Source organism: Acinetobacter sp. MF4640 (assembly GCF_002018895.1).
Taxonomy (GTDB): domain Bacteria; phylum Pseudomonadota; class Gammaproteobacteria; order Pseudomonadales; family Moraxellaceae; genus Acinetobacter; species Acinetobacter johnsonii.
The window spans coordinates 11,416-29,333 of record NZ_MVOM01000019.1 but is presented as its reverse complement, the minus strand read 5'-3'; the positions used below and the strand labels follow the sequence as shown (position 1 = coordinate 29,333).

Sequence of the window (17,918 nt, the reverse complement as noted above, 5' to 3'; positions counted from 1 at the left end):
TCACAACAACTGAATCAACTGATCTAAATCAGTATGGCGAACTTGAGCGGTCAAGGAAATACGTAGTCTAGAACTATGCTGCGGCACAGTCGGTGGTCGTACAGGCATAATATAAAAACCTGCTTGTTGCAAAGCTTTCGCCTTCTCCACCGTTTTGCTCGAATCACCGATGATCACAGGGATAATTTGAGACGTTGATGGACAATCAAAACCTTTGGCCTGAACCGCTTGCTGCAAGGTCTGACTGATACTGTGTAAATGCTGTCTTGAGGTCTTTAACTGCAAGACTTTTTGCAAGATAAAATTGCTCCACGCCATGCAGATCGGCGGTTGTGCCGTACTAAAAATCAATGGGCGCATAGTATTGATCAGATAGTCTCGAATCACAGGATGACAAATCAGATAGCCGCCGATTGAAGCCATAGCCTTACCCAAAGCACCAACCAAAAAGTCGATCTCATCAATCAATTGGTATTGCTCGGCACAGCCCAAGCCTTGCTCACCACGCACACCAATACCATGTGCGTCGTCAACATAGAGCATGACTTTTTCAAACTGTTTTTTGATGCGGACCAATTCAGCCAAATCGGTTTCATCACCATCCATACTAAAAATGGACTCGGTCACCACAATGATTCGCTCAAAAGCATCATCGGTATGATACTTGTGTAAAAGTTGGGTTAAATGTGCCAAGTCATTATGGCGATAACGTACCAACTTCGCTGTCGATAAACGAATGCCATCAATCATGCTAGCATGGATTAATTTATCAGCCAGAATTAGAGTTTTGCTGTCCGCTAACGCAGGTAAAATACCAATATTCATGTGATAGCCGCTGTTGAATACCAAAGCAGCGCGACCATGAAAAGCCTGACTTAGACTGGCCTCAAACTGTTCATATTCAGGAAAATTACCCGTCAATAAGCGTGAAGAAGCTGAACTCATCCAGCGCTGCGCATTCGGCGTTTCATCGAAAAACTGCTCACGCAATTCAATATTTGCAGCCAATCCTAGATAGTCATTCGATGCCAAATTCAACATCTCATGATCATGGATGCGAATCATCCGCCCTTGCTGCACATTGGGCGTGAACTGGCGAAAATTGCCTTGCTGTTTAAGGATATCCAACTGCGCTGCAAAATGCTCTACATGCTTCATACAACAGGCTCCTGCATCTGCACCACCACTTCAACCAATTGCTCAAGCAAGGTCTTGAGTTCCTGTGAGGTAATCACATAAGGGGGCATCACATAAACCAGTTTTCCAAATGGTCGCACCCAAATACCACGGCGGACAAACTCCTGTTGCAAGGTCTTCATATCCACATTAAACGTCAGCTCAACCACACCAATGGCCCCCAATACACGAACTTCATGGACATATTCAAGTGACTGCAACGGGGCCAAGGCGGTACGAAGTTGTGTTTCAATGCGTTGAATATTGCTTTGCCAATCTTGTGAAATGAGGAGTTCTGTACTTTTCGCCGCTACTGCACACGCCAAGGGATTGGCCATAAACGTTGGGCCGTGCATAAATACGCCCGCTTCGCCTCGACTGATGGTTTCAGCAATATGCTTTGTGGTTAAGGTTGCTGACAAAGTCATATAGCCGCCTGTCAAACCTTTACCAATACACATAATGTCAGGTTCGACCTGTGCATGCTCCCAAGCAAAGAGTTTCCCCGTACGCCCAAAACCCGTCGCAATTTCATCAAAAATCAGTAAAACACCATATTTTTCACAGAGCAATTTGGCCTGTCGTAAGTACTCAGGATGATAAAAACGCATCCCTCCTGCACCCTGAACAATCGGCTCAATAATCAGCGCGGCGATACTTTCATGCTGTGCAGCTAAGGTGTTTTCAAGCTCACGAATGTCCTTCTGATCCCAGGCTGCATCAAAGGCAACTTGCGGTGCAGGAACAAAAATACGATTGGGTAAGCTTGAGCCAAAAATTTGATGCATCCCTGTGACAGGGTCACAGACCGACATCGCATTCCATGTATCACCATGGTAGCCCGAACGCGGGGTGACAAAATTGGTTTTGTCTTGTTTCCCAAGCGAAGTCCAATACTGAACTGCCATCTTTAACGCCACTTCAACTGCAACAGAACCTGAGTCTGCATAGAAAATTTTATCTAAACTTGGCGGGGTGATTTGCAACAGTAATTTGCCCAGTTGAATGGCGGGATCATGGCTAAAACCACCAAACATAATATGCGACATATTTTGTAGTTGGTCTGTCACAGCCTGATTCAGTTCAGGGTGGTTATAACCGTGTATGGTGCACCACCACGAAGACATCCCATCAATCAGCTGACGACCATCATCTAACTCAATGGTTGAACCAAAGGCTTTTTTAACTTTAAAGGTGGGGAGCGGATTGGTCATCGAGGTATAAGGATGCCAAATATGTTCCCGATCAAATGCTAAGTCATCCAACTCACCATCCAATTTGGCATTGATCTCAGTCATCCTTAACTCCATATCGACTACAGTTACAGCAAAATTTCAGTTTGACTGATCTTAAACCTGCGCGCATCAAAAAGAAATTGCGATATTCGCCACTCAGCGAATTGTTTAATCCATTTTTTGTAAATATTGGCAGATTTTGTCAGTTACTTCATCGGCATGAAAAACTGGAAGCCCATGTGAACCACTTAAAAGCATCGCATCTAAAAAATTTGCACCTAAAGCTTTTAAATTATCCAAGACTTTGTAGCTAACTAAAAAATCTTGTTTAGCCAGCAGGTGGAGTTGATGCCCCGTATATTTTTGTAAGATCTCAACCGTATTTAAATACTCTAAACAATTGAGTCCCTGTTTTAATAGATCTAAAGACTGAGGCTGAATCAAACTTTGCAATTGCAAAAAATCTTGCTTGGTGGTTGCCGTCCCTTGGCACACCATAAATCCAAATTTCTTTAATGTTGCAATCGCGTCTGCTTCGAAGGATTGTTTAAAACTTTGAAATGTCGCTGGACTCATTGCAGTTTGCCAATTTTCATACGCCACAAAGCACGGATTTGAAGCCAGAGTAATTAATACTTTTTGCTGTTGATACTGCTTTTCCACAGCCTCGACCAATAAAGTCGCCAGTTGCCCCCCCAAAGACCAACCGATCATGACATCAAAGTCTTTGGCTTGTTCAGCATGTTGCTGCAACACCTGTGCGTCCAATCCATTAAAAATATTGATCAGCTCAACCGTATGCCCTTGGTGTTGCAAAGCATGAGCCAAAGGTTGTAGTAACTTGGTCCCACCACCCCAGCCTGTGATGAGTAAAATTTTTTGATTCAATGTAATACTCTTATCAAGATAAAACATCAATATTATGAAATAATTTCAAAGCCGTTCCTATGATCAATATGCTTGATCGAGCTCAATTAGATGCTCTGTTGCAGGTTCAGTTAATAAAACTGCTTTAATAGCATTCATCTATTTATCCATATTTTCCAAATCTACCAATAATGCAGCTGGATAAACTTTTGCCCAATTGGTTTTAAACTGCTTATGCATAGCATCAATTGGAAAGTTGCTTTCTCTGCCAATTTGCTGTGCACGCGCAATATCTTCTGCACGCATATAAGCAATTAAATAATCCTGACCTGCAAGATCCACATGAAACCACGATTCCACAAATACACCTTCTGCCTTTAAGGTTTCAATGGCTTCATCTTTACGTTCATTCAGTTCTTGCTTCCACGCTTCTACATTTTCTTTTGTCTTAGGTTTTAATTGAATCAATACCGCGCCTACATCCATAACATCTCCAACAAAATAATTTTTATTCTTAACTTAGTGACTATTCAACAGATCAGAAACAATTGCAAACACTCGCTGCTCAGGAAGAACTCAAAATCTGCTAGGATCAGTACAAGCTTCCATAAAAAAATGCCCCATGAAAATGACCAGCCTTATGCAAATTAGTTTACTCAGCATTGCCGCATCCATTGCTTTCAGCATTCCGGCGTATGCCAATAATAGCTTATTCAATTCCGCAAGCAGTGATCAAAAACAATGGGTAGGCAAGCCCGCACCGAGTTTTAAGTTACAAGATCAAAATGCCAAATGGCATGAGCTCAAACAATATCAAGGCAAATGGGTAGTGTTATATTTTTATCCGAAAGATGACTCGCCGGGCTGCACCCAAGAAGCCAATCAGTTCAAAGCACTCTACCCACAATTTAGTAAAAATAATGCGGTGGTCTTAGGCGTGAGTTTGGACGATGTACAGTCACATCAAAAATTTTCTAAAAAGTTGGGACTGAATTTCCCTATTTTGGCTGATCACAATCATCAACTGGCAAATCAACTCGGCATCGTGCGCAACTTAGGCATCGCAAAAATTGCGAAACGTGAAACCTTTTTGATCGACCCACAAGGCACGGTGGTCTATCACTACAGCAGTGTGAATACTCAAACTCATGCAGGGCAAGTACTTACAGATATTCAAAAATTCTCTAAAAAATAGCCCATACAAAAAAGCCTTCGGACATTGATTCGAAGGCTTTTTTGATTACTCAGTATGTAAATACACATGCCACTTTTTACATCAAGTGGCTGGCATCTCTTACATTTGAGACTGAATGTAGTTTTGCAGACCAATCAACTCGATTAAACGTAATTGTTTTTCTAACCAATAGGTGTGGTCTTCTTCGGTATCTGACATTTGCTGACGTAACATGTCACGGGTAATGTAATCACCCTTTTCTTCACACAATTTTACGCCTTGGGCTAATTTTTCACGTACATGGTACTCAAGCTTTAAATCGGCTTTTAAGCATGAAACGACATCTTCACCAATTTCAACGTCATCACGTTGCATATTCGGTGTGCCTTCCAAAAATAAAACACGGCGAATAATCGCATCTGCATGTTGTGCTTCTTCTTGCATTTCATGATCGATACGTTCAAAGATTTTGCTCAAACCCCAATCTTCATACATACGTGAATGAATGAGATATTGATCGCGTGCAGCCAATTCTCCACCGATCAACATATTTAAGTAGTCTACGACTTCAGGATTGCCACGCATTTCAAAATCTCCATTCTCTAATGCAACCATTATGGACACATTTAATTCACTTTGCAAAAGATAAATTATGTAAGTTTATGATTTTTATAAAATTAAAATGAGAAACATACGCATTTGCAGTATGAATCATCAAAATAATAGTTATAAAAGAAGCCTTTGCAAAACTTCATCTCTTTTACAAAGGCTTTTTAGGCTTGAACAGCCCTGTGCTTCATTTTGTAACCATTAAAAATGCTTCTTATTTCAGCCTTGGAACGGTATTCATTCTTTCACTTGTTCTGAGCAACGGACCAAAGAGAACCCACTTCTGCGGACTGGACTCGGGCCTGAGCTTGGCGATAAAAACGGAAAAATAACCCTGCAAAAAGAATAGCAAAGACGTCAATCCACCATAAAGAGGAAGAAGATGACCATAGTCCAATCTTAGGTAAGAGCAATGCTATAGCAGAAGTCAAAGGCATGAGCAGTAAAACAATCACAATCGACAGCAATAACGTTGGTAATGCTCGCGCCGCGCCCAGTACAAAGCTAAGCATTAAACTGAAGATAAAAATCGCATAATAGATATACATAAACCATGCATTAATACTGTGTAGCTCAGGACTGAGTACATAGGCCCAGCGTCCTACCAACATACTCATAACAATGCCAAAGACCATTCCCAAACATGCCCCTATGGTTAAGTTTGCAATGAATTGCACATCCTTACGCTGTGCAGGTGGTGCTAAATTTGGATTTTTTTGTCGCTTTACACGCGATTCAATCCATAGAATATTGCCTGAGTAAAATAAAAATGCTCCGCCCAGCCCCAAGGCCAAATACAACCAACGGGTAAAATCTCCGCCATAGTTACCAAAGTGCAAACTGAACATAGATCGAATCAGTTGATCTAGACCAGAACTTTGGGTATTTAAATTGGCTGTACTATAAGGTGCAGGCTGATAAGGATTGAAAAACATCACGTCGAAGTTATCACCACGTAACATCTGATCTGGACTATATAAACTGACGCGTGCCGATGCCTTGGTAGGTTGGTCTAGATTGTTAAAGCTTACAGACGAGACCTCATAGCCCTGTGCTTGTTGCTGTACTTGTAAGAGTATTTTTTCAACATCCAGTTGAGGAACCGGATCTGCAATCTGCACCGCAGCTGGACGTTCAAACAATGGTTTGCCTTTGGACACCAACTGCCCCAAGCCATCATAAAAGAGATCATGAAATGCAAAAACAATCACCGTCACACTAATCAAAATATGAAACGGTAAACTGGTAATGCCAATCACATTATGCGCATCGAGCCAAAAGCGTTTTTTGTTCTTACCTTGCCGTATCGCAAAATAGTCTTTGACCAACGTCGGCAAGAGGATGATTAAACCTGTCATCAACGTCAAAAAATATAAGACCGATACCACACCCATCACATAAACACCGAGTGTATGGTGTCCAAGCATCCCCGGAATGCCTGCCGTTTCATGCAGCTGTTCAATCAACCAACCTAGTTTGGATAGGTTTTCTTGTTCAACCTGTAAAGTGCTATCAGATTTCAGTGTCGCTAACATCGAGCTTTGATCTGTATCAAAGGCATGATCATCATGTGCTTGACTCTCCGCAGGTTGCCACTGAATCGGGGCATAATGAAATTCTTTGGAGTTTAAATTGATCTGAAAGCTTTTTTGCGCTTCAGGATACTGCTGCTGTACCTGCGACACCAAATCGTTGTACTGATAGAATTCAACCGTATTTAACCTTTGTTGCGGTGGCGTTGCCCACTTACTCAAATCATGCTGAAACATACTCAGCCCACCTGCAAAAAAGCAAATGAACAAAAGAATGCTCGCGCAAATTCCTACCCATGTATGTAACTCTTTGGCCAGTCGGAGAATATCTGTACGTACCTTCACGCCTTATTCCCCTCTGAGCCAAAACACAAGTGTGTAAGCCACGATATTGAAAAACAGATAAATCACAATGGACTGCCATCCACGTGGAATAAAATAGGCCACGAAAAAGAGTGGTAACCAAATCCACGGAATCGACCACATCCCTAACTGTGGAGCAAGACTACGATGCTCAGATTGAAGTCCCCACATCGTGATTAATGCAGCTAAAGCGAAAGCTAGGCTGAGTCCAAGAACTGCGCCCGCAAAGCTTTTCGTCCACCAGTCAGGTTGTATCTTTTGATCGCGTAGCAACGTCATGCGTCAAAGCCCCATGTAATAAAGGAATAAATGGCAGTACTGACCACAACACCAATGGCATCAGCAACCACATCAACACGGCCACCAGTTTTGGTAATACCGCCAGTAAAAGAACCAATGCCAAAATAAAAGCAAACCACCCGACCCAACGATACTTTTTCGCCACAGCCTGTTTAAGAACCGTTTGATTAGGATGGGTCAAATACAGCAGTACACAACCACCGCAGCACAGGAATAAACCGAGAAATTTCATCATTGCGTTCAACTTAAATGAGACAGCATTCAGACATAAAAAAGCCCACTGCATCGCAATGGGCTGATCATAAAAATTAGAAATCGAAAGTGACGCCAAGTTTATAGGTACGTGCACCACCAACCGTTGCATAGTAAGAGTTGAACACACCTTCCCAATATTTTTTATTAGTCACGTTATCGACATTGGCTAGGAAAGTCGTGTTTACACCACCCAGTTTTGTTTTATAGCGCGCACCAACATCAAGAATAGTATAGTCAGGAAGTTTATAGGTATTCAAACTATCTAAATATTGTTCACTAACATAGTTAGCCCGAGCATTAACATTTAAACCATCTACCACAGGTACGGCATAATCCAAGCCTAATGAGGCAGTAAAGTCTGGCACACCATAAATCGTATTGCCTGAAATATCAGTGGTGCTTGTAGAACCTTTTGTATATTCAGCATCAATATAAGCCATGCTTCCCAGTAGATTTAAGTCCTCAGTCAAATTCCCTGAGAAGGACCATTCAATACCACGTGATCGACTTTCCCCACCGTCTTCAGTGATCTGTGTATTACCATTAACCGCTGTCGCCAAAGCTGTTGTGATCAGAGTCGGTTTTTCAATTTGATAAAGTGCCAAGCTATTTAACCAAGAACCAGCTTGATACTTTGTCCCCACTTCATATTGCTTCGTTTCGTAAGGCTTAAACAGTTTTCCTTCATTCACATCCGCGGTAGAAGTTACTGAGTCTGCTTTTGATAAACCTTCAACATAACTTGCATAAAAAGATAAATTTTCTCCAAACGGTTTGATTACGATGCCTAAACTTGGTGAAAGCTTATTTTCATCGTATTTCACATCTGTAGTGAGACTTTCCAACTGCATATCTTGATAACGAGCACCCAAAATCAACTGAAATTTGTCATCCAACATTGAAATTTGATCCGTCAAGGTATAACTCATGAATTTATCATCTTCATAAGGTACAACTGTTGGATAGGTCGTTGGCATTGTCCCGTTCGAGTTAGGATTATAAAGATTCGTTGTAAATGATGAACTGGTCGCACGAGAGTGTTGATCGTATTCACGATGCACATAATCTGCACGTAACCCAAGGGTATGTTTAATGGCACCTGTATTGAATTTAGTTTCAATACCCGTATTACCACTTAGGTTATTTTCTTTAGATGCGACTCGATAATACTGCGAAGTTGCATCACCTGCACTGTTCTGCAAGATCATACGCGTACCAAAAATATGCCCCGAATAACCTTTTTCAACATAACCCACACCTGCAAAAACCTTAGTATCAGGAGTGAATTTATATTCACCATTTAAGCCCGCATAACGGCTATAGGTTTCCCCATGAATTTGATCAAAGTAATTATTATCACCCTTTGGTGCAGCAACTACGCCTGTTTTTTGCATAGAGACCATTGCAGGTGAACCATTATCACGGTTTTCACGAATGGCATAAGCATCAAAGTTTAGTTTTAATTTATCGGTCGTATAGTCCGCTGCAATCGAACCAAGCGCTAAACGGTCATCCATACCTTCAATAAGATGCTCACCGTCTCCATATGTGCCGTTTACACGAACTCCGAATTGTTTTTGGTCACCAAAACGACGAGAAACATCCACATTGGTTTTATAATAACTCTCATCTTCTAATGATGTCGAAATACGTGTTAGATCTTGGTCGGCACGTTTAGAATTAGCAATCACTACTCCGCCAACGCTTCCTGCTGGTGCCATACCTGCAACCAAAGCATTCGGCCCTTTCAATACTGTCACCGATTCTAGTAAATCTGTTGGTATACGTCCCATAGGAGCTACAGCGTATAACCCGTTATAAGCCATATCATCATAGCCGACACTAAAACCACGAATTTGGAAGTTTTCGTTTAAATGACCTTGATTGGTCGTCGCACGAATACTGGCATCATTTTCTAAAACTTCCCCCACTGTAGATGCTTGTTGATCACGAATCAGTTGCTCTGTATAAGTAGAAACCGTAAATGGTGTATCAATCGCTGACTTATTCCCTAAAGCACCCAAGTTAGCCGCCTTCGCCAATTTACCATCGGCATAGCCTTGTTGTGATTGCGCTTCTGATTTTAAGGCAGGTAAAACTGAAACCTCCTCTGCAAAAGCAAGCTCTAAACAGCCTCCACCCATCATTAAAAGCCCAACAGAGCTTGCAAGAATTTTCTTAGAGAAGGATTTCATTTTAAACAACACTTATCTTCAATGAGAATCATTATTATATGAAAAATAATTATCATTATTTATTGTATTTTATCATTTGCCTTATCTATTTGATCTAAAATATAAATTTAAGTTTACTGCTAAAAAATACGTTTTACTCGCTCATTTTCAATACAGTGTGGTGCAATATTATAAAATGACGCATAAGTCAGACACCTGTTCACCCCATAAGCAAAGACTTTCATGGCATTCACGTTTACACTAAGCCAATACTTAAAACAACAATGGGTAATCTATGACAAACTTAGCAACACAAGCACCGGTACTGGTTACAGGTGCATCGGGTTATATTGCCAGTTGGGTGATTCAAAAATTATTAACCCAAGGGTATACCGTTCATGCCACTGTACGTGACTTGAACAAAACCCAAAGCTTCGCGCATTTATCTAAAATTGCAGACAGCAGTGCTGGAACACTGAAACTCTTTAAAGCCAATTTGCTCGAGCCCAACTCCTTTAAAGAAGCGATGCAAGGTTGTGAAATTGTCTTTCATATGGCCTCTCCTTTCGTCGTTACTAACTATAAAGATGCAGTAAAAGACATCATTGAACCTGCTGTTTTGGGTACAGAAAATGTCTTAAACACCGTCAATGAAACCGAGTCTGTTAAACGCGTTATTGTCACTTCGAGTATTGCGTCGACCTATGGCGATGCCATTGATATTTTAAAAACGGACCACAATACTTTTGATGAAAGTCACTGGAACACCAGCAGTTCTGAGACCCATCAGCCTTATCCATATTCTAAAGTAATGGCTGAGCGTAAAGCTTGGGAAATGGCTGAGGCACAAGATCGTTGGCAGTTGGTATGCATTAACCCTGCGTTGGTCTTTGGTCGTTCATTGACACCAAATACACAGTCAGGCTCAATTGAGGTCTTACAACAGTTTACCAATGGTTTGACTTTAGCTGGTGTCCCACCTATGTGGAATGGTGTGGTCGATGTTCAAGATGTTGCTGAAGCACACTTACAAGCAGCATTCAACCTAGAAGCAACGGGTCGTTACATCGTAAGTGGTGGAACTTTAAGTCTGCTTGAAATCGGTCAATTGCTTAAAGCACATTTTGGTTGGAAGTTTCCATTTCCACGAAATGAACTGCCCAAAGCAGCCTTTAAGGTGATTGGTCCATTCATTGGTTTTAGCCGCGAGTTTGTTGAGCTGAATATGGGTTATCCAATTTATTTTGATGCGAACAAGAGCCAAAAAGAATTGGGTTTAGAGTACCGAGATGTCAAAGAAAGCCTCGTTGAGCACTTCCAACAATTGCTCGATGACGGTGTCATTAAGCAATATATTCCCTGAAATAAACAACCTAAGTTTGACTTAAATATTCCTCCAGCTCATTGAAAAGCAATGATCTTAGCGGAGTCTTATCAAGTTCTCACCCCATTTCATCATTAGCCTGCAGCTGGCCCTACTTTTGTTTCGGCAAAAGTAGGCAAAACCATTGTCATCTGCAAAACCTGTTCTCTTTTTGATGTATCAGAAATATGTCGTAGAAACATTATCTTACTTACACCACGCAGGTTGCAGATGACGTGCCCAAGTATCATATTTCTGATTTAACCTGAGTCAACAATCTAAACGTCTAATTGACCATAATCTTTCATCAGTTGAATAAACTCAGCTTCGTTGATCACAGCAATCCCAAGCTTCTCCGCTTTATCCAGCTTTGAACCTGCTTTTTCACCTGCAACAACACACTTGGTTTTACTCGACACACTACCACTGACTCGTGCGCCCAGTGCTTGCAAGAGCTGTGTTGCTTCATCACGCCCCATCGTACTGAGTGTACCCGTCACGACCCAACTTTCTCCATTTAGAGGTTGGCGACTTGGTGCCACAGGTGCGTCCCAGTGAATACCTGCCGCCAATAATCGGTCTAAAACTTCAAGATTATGTGGTGCTTGGAAAAAGTCGACAATCCACTCCGCCGTGATATCCCCCACATCTGGAGTTTTCTTTAAAGCTTCAATGTCTGCAACACGTAGCGCATCTAAAGTTTGGAAAGTATTGGCCAACATACGTGCTGTGGTTTCACCCACTCCACGAATCCCCAGTGCATAAATAAATGCAGCCAAAGTGGTTTTCTTACTATTTTCAATCGAATCAATCAAGTTCTGAACGGACTTCTCACCCATTTTTTCAATGGTTAATAGCTTTTCTCGGTGCTCATGTAGGTGATAAATATCAGCCACATCTTTAAGCAGATCAAGATGTAACAGTGATTCGACCCAACGATCCCCCAAACCTTCAATATCAAGAGCTTTACGTGATACAAAGTGGCGAATCGCCTCAATACGCTGTGCGGCACAATACAAACCACCTGAGCAACGTGCTAAAGCTTCACCTTCGGGCATCACCACTGGCGATTCACACACGGGACATTGGCTCGGGAGTTCAACTTCAGTCGCATCGACAGGACGGAATTCAGGCCACACTTTTTCCACTTTGGGAATCACATCACCACTACGGTAAACACTGACAGTATCGCCAATTCGCACATCTAAACGGTGAATTTCCCCAATATTATGCAAGGTCACATTTGAAACGGTCACGCCGCCCACAGCAACAGGATTCAAACGCGCCACAGGGGTCAATGTACCTGTACGCCCCACTTGCCAGTCAATATTTTCAACCGTGGTGAGCGCAGCCACCGCAGGGAATTTATAAGCCGTTGCCCAACGCGGTTCACGACTTAAAAAACCGAGCTGTTGCTGTTGTTTGAGACTGTTGACCTTAATCACCATGCCGTCAATTTCCACACTCAATTGTGGTCGTTCCGCATTGATTTGCTCATAAACAGCTTGAACTTCTTGAATACTATCGCAGACAAAATGACGCTCACCAACTGCAAAACCAAACTGTTGCAACCACGCTAGACTTTCCGACATGGTGCTTTGACCATGATTTGGTTCACACTGCGCAATACCATAAGCATAAAATGCAAGTGGACGCGAAGCCGCAATATTCGGGTCTAACTGACGTAGACTTCCAGCTGCGGCATTACGTGGGTTGGCAAAAGTCTTCTCACCTTTGGCTTCGTTTTCTGCATTGAGCTTTTCAAAGCCTGCTTTAGGCATCAAAACTTCACCACGAACTTCCAGTAGCGTAGGTACTTCGCCCTGATCTGTACTCAACACCTTCGGCAAGTTACGAATGGTTTTGACGTTTTGGGTAATGTCTTCCCCTGTTTCACCATCACCACGCGTCACTCCACGCACCAGCACACCTTGTTCATACCACAGTGAAATGGCAAGACCATCAAACTTCAGTTCGACATCATATTGAATCGTTTGATTCGGCAACCGTTCTTCTGCACGGCGTGCAAAAGCAAACAGCTCTTCTTGATTAAACACATTGCCTAAAGACAGCATCGGTACCACATGGGTCACGCTCGTAAACTTCGCCAAAGGTTTACCACCAACTTTATTGATCGGGCTATCTGGCTGAATACACTCAGGGTATTGTTCTTCTAAAGCTTTCAGTTGATGAAAGAGCTGATCATATTCACTGTCTAAAATGGTCGGCTGATCCATCACATAATAAGCATGATTATGCTGTGCCAAAATTTGGATCAGTTGACGCATTTGCGCAACGACAGTCGAAGTTTGAGTCATAATTTCACCATAAAAAAGGGCGGTCTTTGTTCCGCCCTAAAAATTGTATTTCTACTGTCTATTATAGAAATCGTTACCGTTGCTTTCAATCAGATTAAGCGTCGATTGCTTGTCCAGCACGGTAATCAATCGCCAAGTGGCGCCAATGCTCTCGCAGTTGTGGCGTGAACTCTTGGTTGTTTTGATCATAAACTGTTCCATCGATTTCACGAGCAATTAAACGTGAAATACTGTCCATGGTGTCAAAGGCATTTTGGACATCGCGGTGTGGTAAGGCCAAGAAAAATGCCAAGCCTTTAATTGGATCGGTCGACAGATTTTCCAAGTCAAAACCATCCATGCCTGTATCGGTAATTTGCAACACAGAGAACAGTAACTTGGTTCCATTTTCGTTATAGCGATGGAAACAAGACATTTCGCCAAAACGTAAACCATACTTCATTAAAACTTTTAAAGTTTTCTCACCAGACAACGCACGGCGTTCAGGATAAACATTCAGGGCAATAAACGATTCTGCTGTGGCTAAAGCACTTTCATCATCGACAATTTTTTGCTCATACAAATGTGCATCTAAAATGCTGCTTTCATCGTCAAACTCTGAAATTTCGGCTTTTTCGACATTGGCATTTAAACTAAATTCAGCTTTATCCGCTTTTGCTTGGTCATCAACAAGCGAGGAGCTTGCGCTTTCAGTCGTTAATTCCGTTGCATCTGCTACAGCATTTTCAGGAGCGACTGAGTCTACTGCTTTATTTTCTACCTCAGCTGACGCATCCAAACTTGGTTCAGTACTGCTGCTTTCGAGCACACTGTCTGCATCCAAAGCTTTCGGTTCGGCTTTTTCAGACAGTGTCTCTTCTACAGAGTTTTCGTTTAAAGTCGGCTCTTTACGTTCAGCCTCTTCAACTGATGCCGTTTGCAGTTGATCACGTACGTGACGCGGGATAATCGGTTTTTGACTGTCAGCATCGATATGCAATGCGGACTCAAGTGAAGGCGCTGCATCTGCCGGCTTTCGAAAAATCATTCGAACCCCAAACAGCATAATGATCACTGCTATGACGATACCAATAATTGTTGTGTATTCCATCTTATTAGGCCTCCGCGACTAAACCGTATTCTTTTGCCTGTTCTAAATTTACAGTCACTAATTTTGATGTTCCCGGTTCAGGCATCGTAACACCTAACAAGTCGGTCGCCATCGTCATTGCGAGTTTATTATGGGTAATGTAAATGAATTGCACCTGTTCAGAAAGCTCTTTTACAAGATTACAAAATCTTCCCACGTTTGCATCATCCAGAGGTGCATCAACTTCATCCAAAACACAAAATGGCGATGGGTTGAGACGGAAAATCGCAAACACCAAGGCCAATGCGGTCAGGGCTTTTTCTCCCCCTGAAAGTAGCGCCAAAGAGCTATTGCGTTTGCCTGGTGGACGGGCCATGAGTTTAACTCCAGATTGCCAGTCATCTTCCAAAGTCAGACTCGCTTCACCGCCATTGAATACTTTCGGGAACAAATCTTGTAGTTCGGTATTGACCCGATCAAAAGTGCTCATGAACAGTTTACGGGTCTCTTGATCAATACTTTTCATTGCAGCACGCAACTGCTCAACAGTATTTTCCAGATCTTGAATTTGATGACTCAACTCTTCAAAGCGTTTTGATACGTCTTCATATTCTTCTGAAGCCGCCAAATTGACTGCGCCCAATTTCTCAAACTGCTGCTGTGCTTTTTCCAAAATCTGTTGATGGCTACTAATATCAATGCTTAAACCCACAACAGCTTCAACATTCATCTCTTTCAGCTGTTCAGAATAATGTTGTAAGTCTGACTTTGCCGCTTGCCACGCCAAACGTTTCTCTTCTAACTGGGTTCTTAGCCTTTCATCTTGTTGTTGCTGTTGATGACGGTGTTCGGTCAAACTTTGCTGGCGCTCTTGCACTGCATTCAGTTCAACTTGCCATTCAGACCATGTCTTTTGCAGCTTTTCAGTGATCTGTGCTTGTTCGCTAAACTGGCTTTCCAAGGCCGGCAGCTCAAGTTGTACAGGATCAATAAACTTTTTGGCCTGCTCCATCTGCGACAAAATTTGCTGATACTGCGCTTTTAAGAAAGTACTGTCTTTTTCTAACAGTTCAATCTGCTGTGTGGTTTGCACCGCCTGACGACGCACCATTTCAAGTGCTTGCCAAACCTGCTGTGCCTGCTGCTGGCTATCATCCAGTTGCTCAGTCAAAGACTCCACTTGGAACTGCATGGTTTTGTAGTTTGGCAAATTTTGCTCGAGCTTAATATTCAATGCATGCAGATCAATCTCTAGATCATCTTTTTGCATGGCATCTTCTTCAAGCTGACTGTCTAGCTGCGCCAGTTGATTGGCTAATTGTTGCTTTTGCACTTCAAAGGCTTGGTTGGTACTTTGCACTTTGGCAATATTCAAATCAATCTGCTGCGTCGCTTGAACTTCTTTTTTCAACAGTTGTTGATCCGCTTTTAACTGCTCATCCACCGCTTGGACTTGAGTACGAAGCTCTGTGGTTTTCGTTTCAAGCTGAGTCAGAAGTCCTATTTTTTCAGCAAGACTCTGCTCAATTTCATCTAAACGAATTCGATGACTTAGCGCACCCTGTCCAGCTTGGCTCGCTTCGTCATAATCCAAACCAATCACCCAGTCCACGCCGACATGGTAACCGTCTAAACTCAGAAGAGACTGACCATCTTTCAATTGCTTTTGCAGCGCTAAGGCTTGTTTTAAGTTGGTGGTCACCCCCACCTGCTGCCACAAAGAAGATTGCGGTGATTCAATCCAGCTGGCTAGACTATCGCAACCTGCAATTTCGATCAGTTCAACACGCGGCTGAGGCGTTAACTGACGTGCAACCGCATCGGTGAATGCATCGCTGTTGTCCAAACAATGCGCTGAAAGCCATTTGGCTAAGAATTTTTCGACCAGCGCAGCATGGGTTTTAGCCGCATCTTTAAGCTGCAGCACATGCATCAACTGCGGATGATCACTATTTTTTAAGGCACTCACTTTGACCAAAAGCTGCTTAAGATGCTTCTGTTCGGCACTTAAGACCTGTATATCTGCTTTGTGCTGATTCAACTCAGTTTGAGCAGCTTGGTGTTGGATACGCAAATCATCCAGCTGCAACTGCACCTCAATGATACTTTGCTCACGTTGTAACTGCTGTGCCTCGGCGTCTTGCTTGGCATGTAACAGTTGATCAATCGCATCCAACTGGCTTTGGTTTTGAATTTGTGCTGCTTGCTGCTCTAAAATCTGCTTTTGCTGTTCAAAACGTAAAATATTTTTGGCCAACTGTTCACTTTTCGCCAACATTTGCATTTTTTGTTGCTGCTGTTTTTCAACCAAACTTTTGACTTGTTCAAACTGTTGAAGCAACTGTTGCTGCTGTGCTTTTAAATCCGTTAAACCTTGGCTTTGCTGTTGGTTTTGACTTTCTTGCTGTTGTAACTGTTCGGTATGAAGCTCATTTTGTTCGTGCAAACTTTCCAGTTGCAGCTCGATCAGTTGCATCCGTTCTTTGGTTTGCGCCTTCTGCTGTTCAAGCTGTGCCAAAGTGGTCGTGTTTTGCTGGAACAGTGTCTGCTTTTGTTCCAAAGTCATTTTCAGCTCAGCCAGCTTTTTCTCTGCCTGTTGCCACTCACTCTGTAATGGCGTGGACTGCTGAATCAGGCGTTGAAATAGCTCACTGGTCGAAGTCAAATCATGCTCTAAAGTCGTTAACTCTGAACGCACCAGCTTGAACTGCTCACCCAAATCATTCATGTGCAGCGTATATTCTTGCTGTAAAAGGCTGCTTTGTTCACATTGAAAAGATAAAACTTCGACTTTAATGGTGCGAATTTGGCTTTCCAGTGTTTTGTACTGAATCGCGGTTTCAGCCTGACGTTTTAAAGTTTTTAACTGTGATCTTAATTCGGAGGCAATATCTTCTAAACGCGATAAATTTTGTGTGGTGTGATCCAAATGTAATAAAGTTTCACGACGACGTGCTTGATAACGAGAAACTCCTGCAGCTTCCTCAATAAACACCCGCATTTCTTCAGGTTTTGCATCGACCAAACGGTTGATCATGCCCTGTTCAATAATCGAATAAGAACGTGGCCCTAAACCTGTGCCCAAGAAAATATCGGTAATGTCCCGACGACGGCACTTAGTACCATTTAAAAAGTATTCAGACTTGCCATCTCGGTTAACCTGACGTTTGACCGCCAGTTCGGTATAGGCATTATAGCTACCGCCTAACTTGCCATAAGTGTTGTCAAAACGCAGTTCTACACTGGCAACACTGACGGGTTTACGCTTTGCCGTGCCTGTAAAAATAACATCCTGCATGCTGCCGCCACGCAGTTGGCGAGCACTGGATTCGCCCATGACCCAGCGAATAGCATCGATCACATTGGATTTGCCACAACCATTCGGCCCAACCACTGCTGTGCGGTTATCTTTAAAGTGTAATGTGGTACTGTCGGCAAAAGATTTGAAGCCGGAAAGTTTTAAACTGCTTAAACGCATAATGT

At 42.5% G+C, this 17,918-nt stretch carries 14 protein-coding genes; 2 read left to right on the top strand and 12 right to left on the bottom strand.

What is annotated here, in order from left to right; all coding sequences use genetic code 11:
• The 4 genes from MF4640_RS08265 to MF4640_RS08250 form a co-directional block, all read right to left on the bottom strand.
• Positions 1–1,158, bottom strand: a complete 1,158-nt coding sequence (locus MF4640_RS08265; RefSeq protein ID WP_078389249.1) for an 8-amino-7-oxononanoate synthase — start codon at positions 1,156–1,158, stop codon at positions 1–3.
• On the bottom strand, positions 1,155–2,474 hold the full coding sequence (bioA, locus tag MF4640_RS08260; RefSeq protein ID WP_078389248.1) for an adenosylmethionine--8-amino-7-oxononanoate transaminase: 1,320 nt from the start codon (positions 2,472–2,474) through the stop codon (positions 1,155–1,157). Before bioA ends, MF4640_RS08265 begins: the two co-directional genes overlap by 4 nt.
• A gap of 105 nt (positions 2,475–2,579) precedes the next feature.
• Positions 2,580–3,326 (bottom strand): hydrolase, encoded by a 747-nt coding sequence (locus MF4640_RS08255; RefSeq protein ID WP_078389247.1) that lies wholly within the window; start codon positions 3,324–3,326, stop codon positions 2,580–2,582.
• A gap of 111 nt (positions 3,327–3,437) precedes the next feature.
• Positions 3,438–3,764, bottom strand: coding sequence for a DUF6176 family protein (locus MF4640_RS08250; RefSeq protein WP_078389246.1), 327 nt, complete (start codon positions 3,762–3,764; stop codon positions 3,438–3,440).
• 136 nt (positions 3,765–3,900) lie between these two features.
• Here MF4640_RS08250 and MF4640_RS08245 point away from each other — a divergent pair, with 136 nt between their 5' ends.
• Entirely contained in the window at positions 3,901–4,473 is a 573-nt protein-coding gene (locus MF4640_RS08245) for a peroxiredoxin (protein ID WP_078389245.1), read from the top strand.
• A gap of 99 nt (positions 4,474–4,572) precedes the next feature.
• Here the strand turns inward: MF4640_RS08245 and ftn are convergent, their stop codons facing one another.
• The 5 genes from ftn to MF4640_RS08225 all read right to left on the bottom strand — a co-directional run bounded on the left by ftn (position 4,573) and on the right by MF4640_RS08225 (position 9,706).
• On the bottom strand, positions 4,573–5,037 hold the full coding sequence (ftn, locus tag MF4640_RS08240; protein WP_004695301.1) for a heteropolymeric bacterioferritin subunit Ftn: 465 nt from the start codon (positions 5,035–5,037) through the stop codon (positions 4,573–4,575).
• Between the two features lie 269 nt (positions 5,038–5,306).
• A complete protein-coding gene (locus MF4640_RS08235; protein ID WP_078389244.1) occupies positions 5,307–6,938 on the bottom strand; it encodes a PepSY-associated TM helix domain-containing protein in 1,632 nt (543 codons plus the stop codon).
• Positions 6,939–6,941: 3 nt separating this feature from the next.
• Positions 6,942–7,235, bottom strand: coding sequence for a hypothetical protein (locus MF4640_RS08230; protein WP_078389243.1), 294 nt, complete (start codon positions 7,233–7,235; stop codon positions 6,942–6,944).
• Positions 7,201–7,491: a hypothetical protein gene (locus MF4640_RS19285; protein WP_155115824.1), complete on the bottom strand. Its 291-nt coding sequence runs from the start codon at positions 7,489–7,491 to the stop codon at positions 7,201–7,203. Before MF4640_RS19285 ends, MF4640_RS08230 begins: the two co-directional genes overlap by 35 nt.
• A gap of 73 nt (positions 7,492–7,564) precedes the next feature.
• Positions 7,565–9,706: a TonB-dependent receptor gene (locus MF4640_RS08225; RefSeq protein WP_078389242.1), complete on the bottom strand. Its 2,142-nt coding sequence runs from the start codon at positions 9,704–9,706 to the stop codon at positions 7,565–7,567.
• Between the two features lie 274 nt (positions 9,707–9,980).
• Here MF4640_RS08225 and MF4640_RS08220 point away from each other — a divergent pair, with 274 nt between their 5' ends.
• Positions 9,981–11,048, top strand: a complete 1,068-nt coding sequence (locus MF4640_RS08220; protein WP_004983016.1) for an SDR family oxidoreductase — start codon at positions 9,981–9,983, stop codon at positions 11,046–11,048.
• 278 nt (positions 11,049–11,326) lie between these two features.
• Here MF4640_RS08220 and ligA read toward each other — a convergent pair whose 3' ends face one another.
• The 3 genes from ligA to smc all read right to left on the bottom strand — a co-directional run bounded on the left by ligA (position 11,327) and on the right by smc (position 17,913).
• Positions 11,327–13,366, bottom strand: a complete 2,040-nt coding sequence (gene ligA, locus MF4640_RS08215; RefSeq protein ID WP_078389241.1) for an NAD-dependent DNA ligase LigA — start codon at positions 13,364–13,366, stop codon at positions 11,327–11,329.
• 94 nt (positions 13,367–13,460) lie between these two features.
• The gene (locus tag MF4640_RS08210; RefSeq protein ID WP_078389240.1) at positions 13,461–14,456 is read right to left on the bottom strand and encodes a cell division protein ZipA C-terminal FtsZ-binding domain-containing protein; all 996 of its coding nucleotides are present in this window, start codon (positions 14,454–14,456) and stop codon (positions 13,461–13,463) included.
• A 4-nt stretch (positions 14,457–14,460) separates the two neighbouring features.
• A complete protein-coding gene (gene smc / locus MF4640_RS08205) occupies positions 14,461–17,913 on the bottom strand; it encodes a chromosome segregation protein SMC (protein ID WP_078389239.1) in 3,453 nt (1,150 codons plus the stop codon).
• Between the last annotated feature and the right edge of the window lie 5 nt (positions 17,914–17,918).

Bases quoted from the DNA above. Each gene is read 5' to 3' on its own strand.
- MF4640_RS08255 (WP_078389247.1), bottom strand. From the start codon at position 3,326: ATGTTTTATCTTGATAAGAGTATTACATTGAATCAAAAAATTTTACTC.
- MF4640_RS08245 (WP_078389245.1), top strand. From the start codon at position 3,901: ATGAAAATGACCAGCCTTATGCAAATTAGTTTACTCAGCATTGCCGCA.
- MF4640_RS08250 (WP_078389246.1), bottom strand. From the start codon at position 3,764: ATGGATGTAGGCGCGGTATTGATTCAATTAAAACCTAAGACAAAAGAA.
- ftn (WP_004695301.1), bottom strand. From the start codon at position 5,037: ATGCGTGGCAATCCTGAAGTCGTAGACTACTTAAATATGTTGATCGGT.
- MF4640_RS19285 (WP_155115824.1), bottom strand. From the start codon at position 7,491: ATGATGAAATTTCTCGGTTTATTCCTGTGCTGCGGTGGTTGTGTACTG.
- ligA (WP_078389241.1), bottom strand. From the start codon at position 13,366: ATGACTCAAACTTCGACTGTCGTTGCGCAAATGCGTCAACTGATCCAA.
- MF4640_RS08220 (WP_004983016.1), top strand. From the start codon at position 9,981: ATGACAAACTTAGCAACACAAGCACCGGTACTGGTTACAGGTGCATCG.
- MF4640_RS08230 (WP_078389243.1), bottom strand. From the start codon at position 7,235: ATGACGTTGCTACGCGATCAAAAGATACAACCTGACTGGTGGACGAAA.
- MF4640_RS08225 (WP_078389242.1), bottom strand. From the start codon at position 9,706: ATGAAATCCTTCTCTAAGAAAATTCTTGCAAGCTCTGTTGGGCTTTTA.
- MF4640_RS08265 (WP_078389249.1), bottom strand. From the start codon at position 1,158: ATGAAGCATGTAGAGCATTTTGCAGCGCAGTTGGATATCCTTAAACAG.
- MF4640_RS08210 (WP_078389240.1), bottom strand. From the start codon at position 14,456: ATGGAATACACAACAATTATTGGTATCGTCATAGCAGTGATCATTATG.
- smc (WP_078389239.1), bottom strand. From the start codon at position 17,913: ATGCGTTTAAGCAGTTTAAAACTTTCCGGCTTCAAATCTTTTGCCGAC.
- bioA (WP_078389248.1), bottom strand. From the start codon at position 2,474: ATGACTGAGATCAATGCCAAATTGGATGGTGAGTTGGATGACTTAGCA.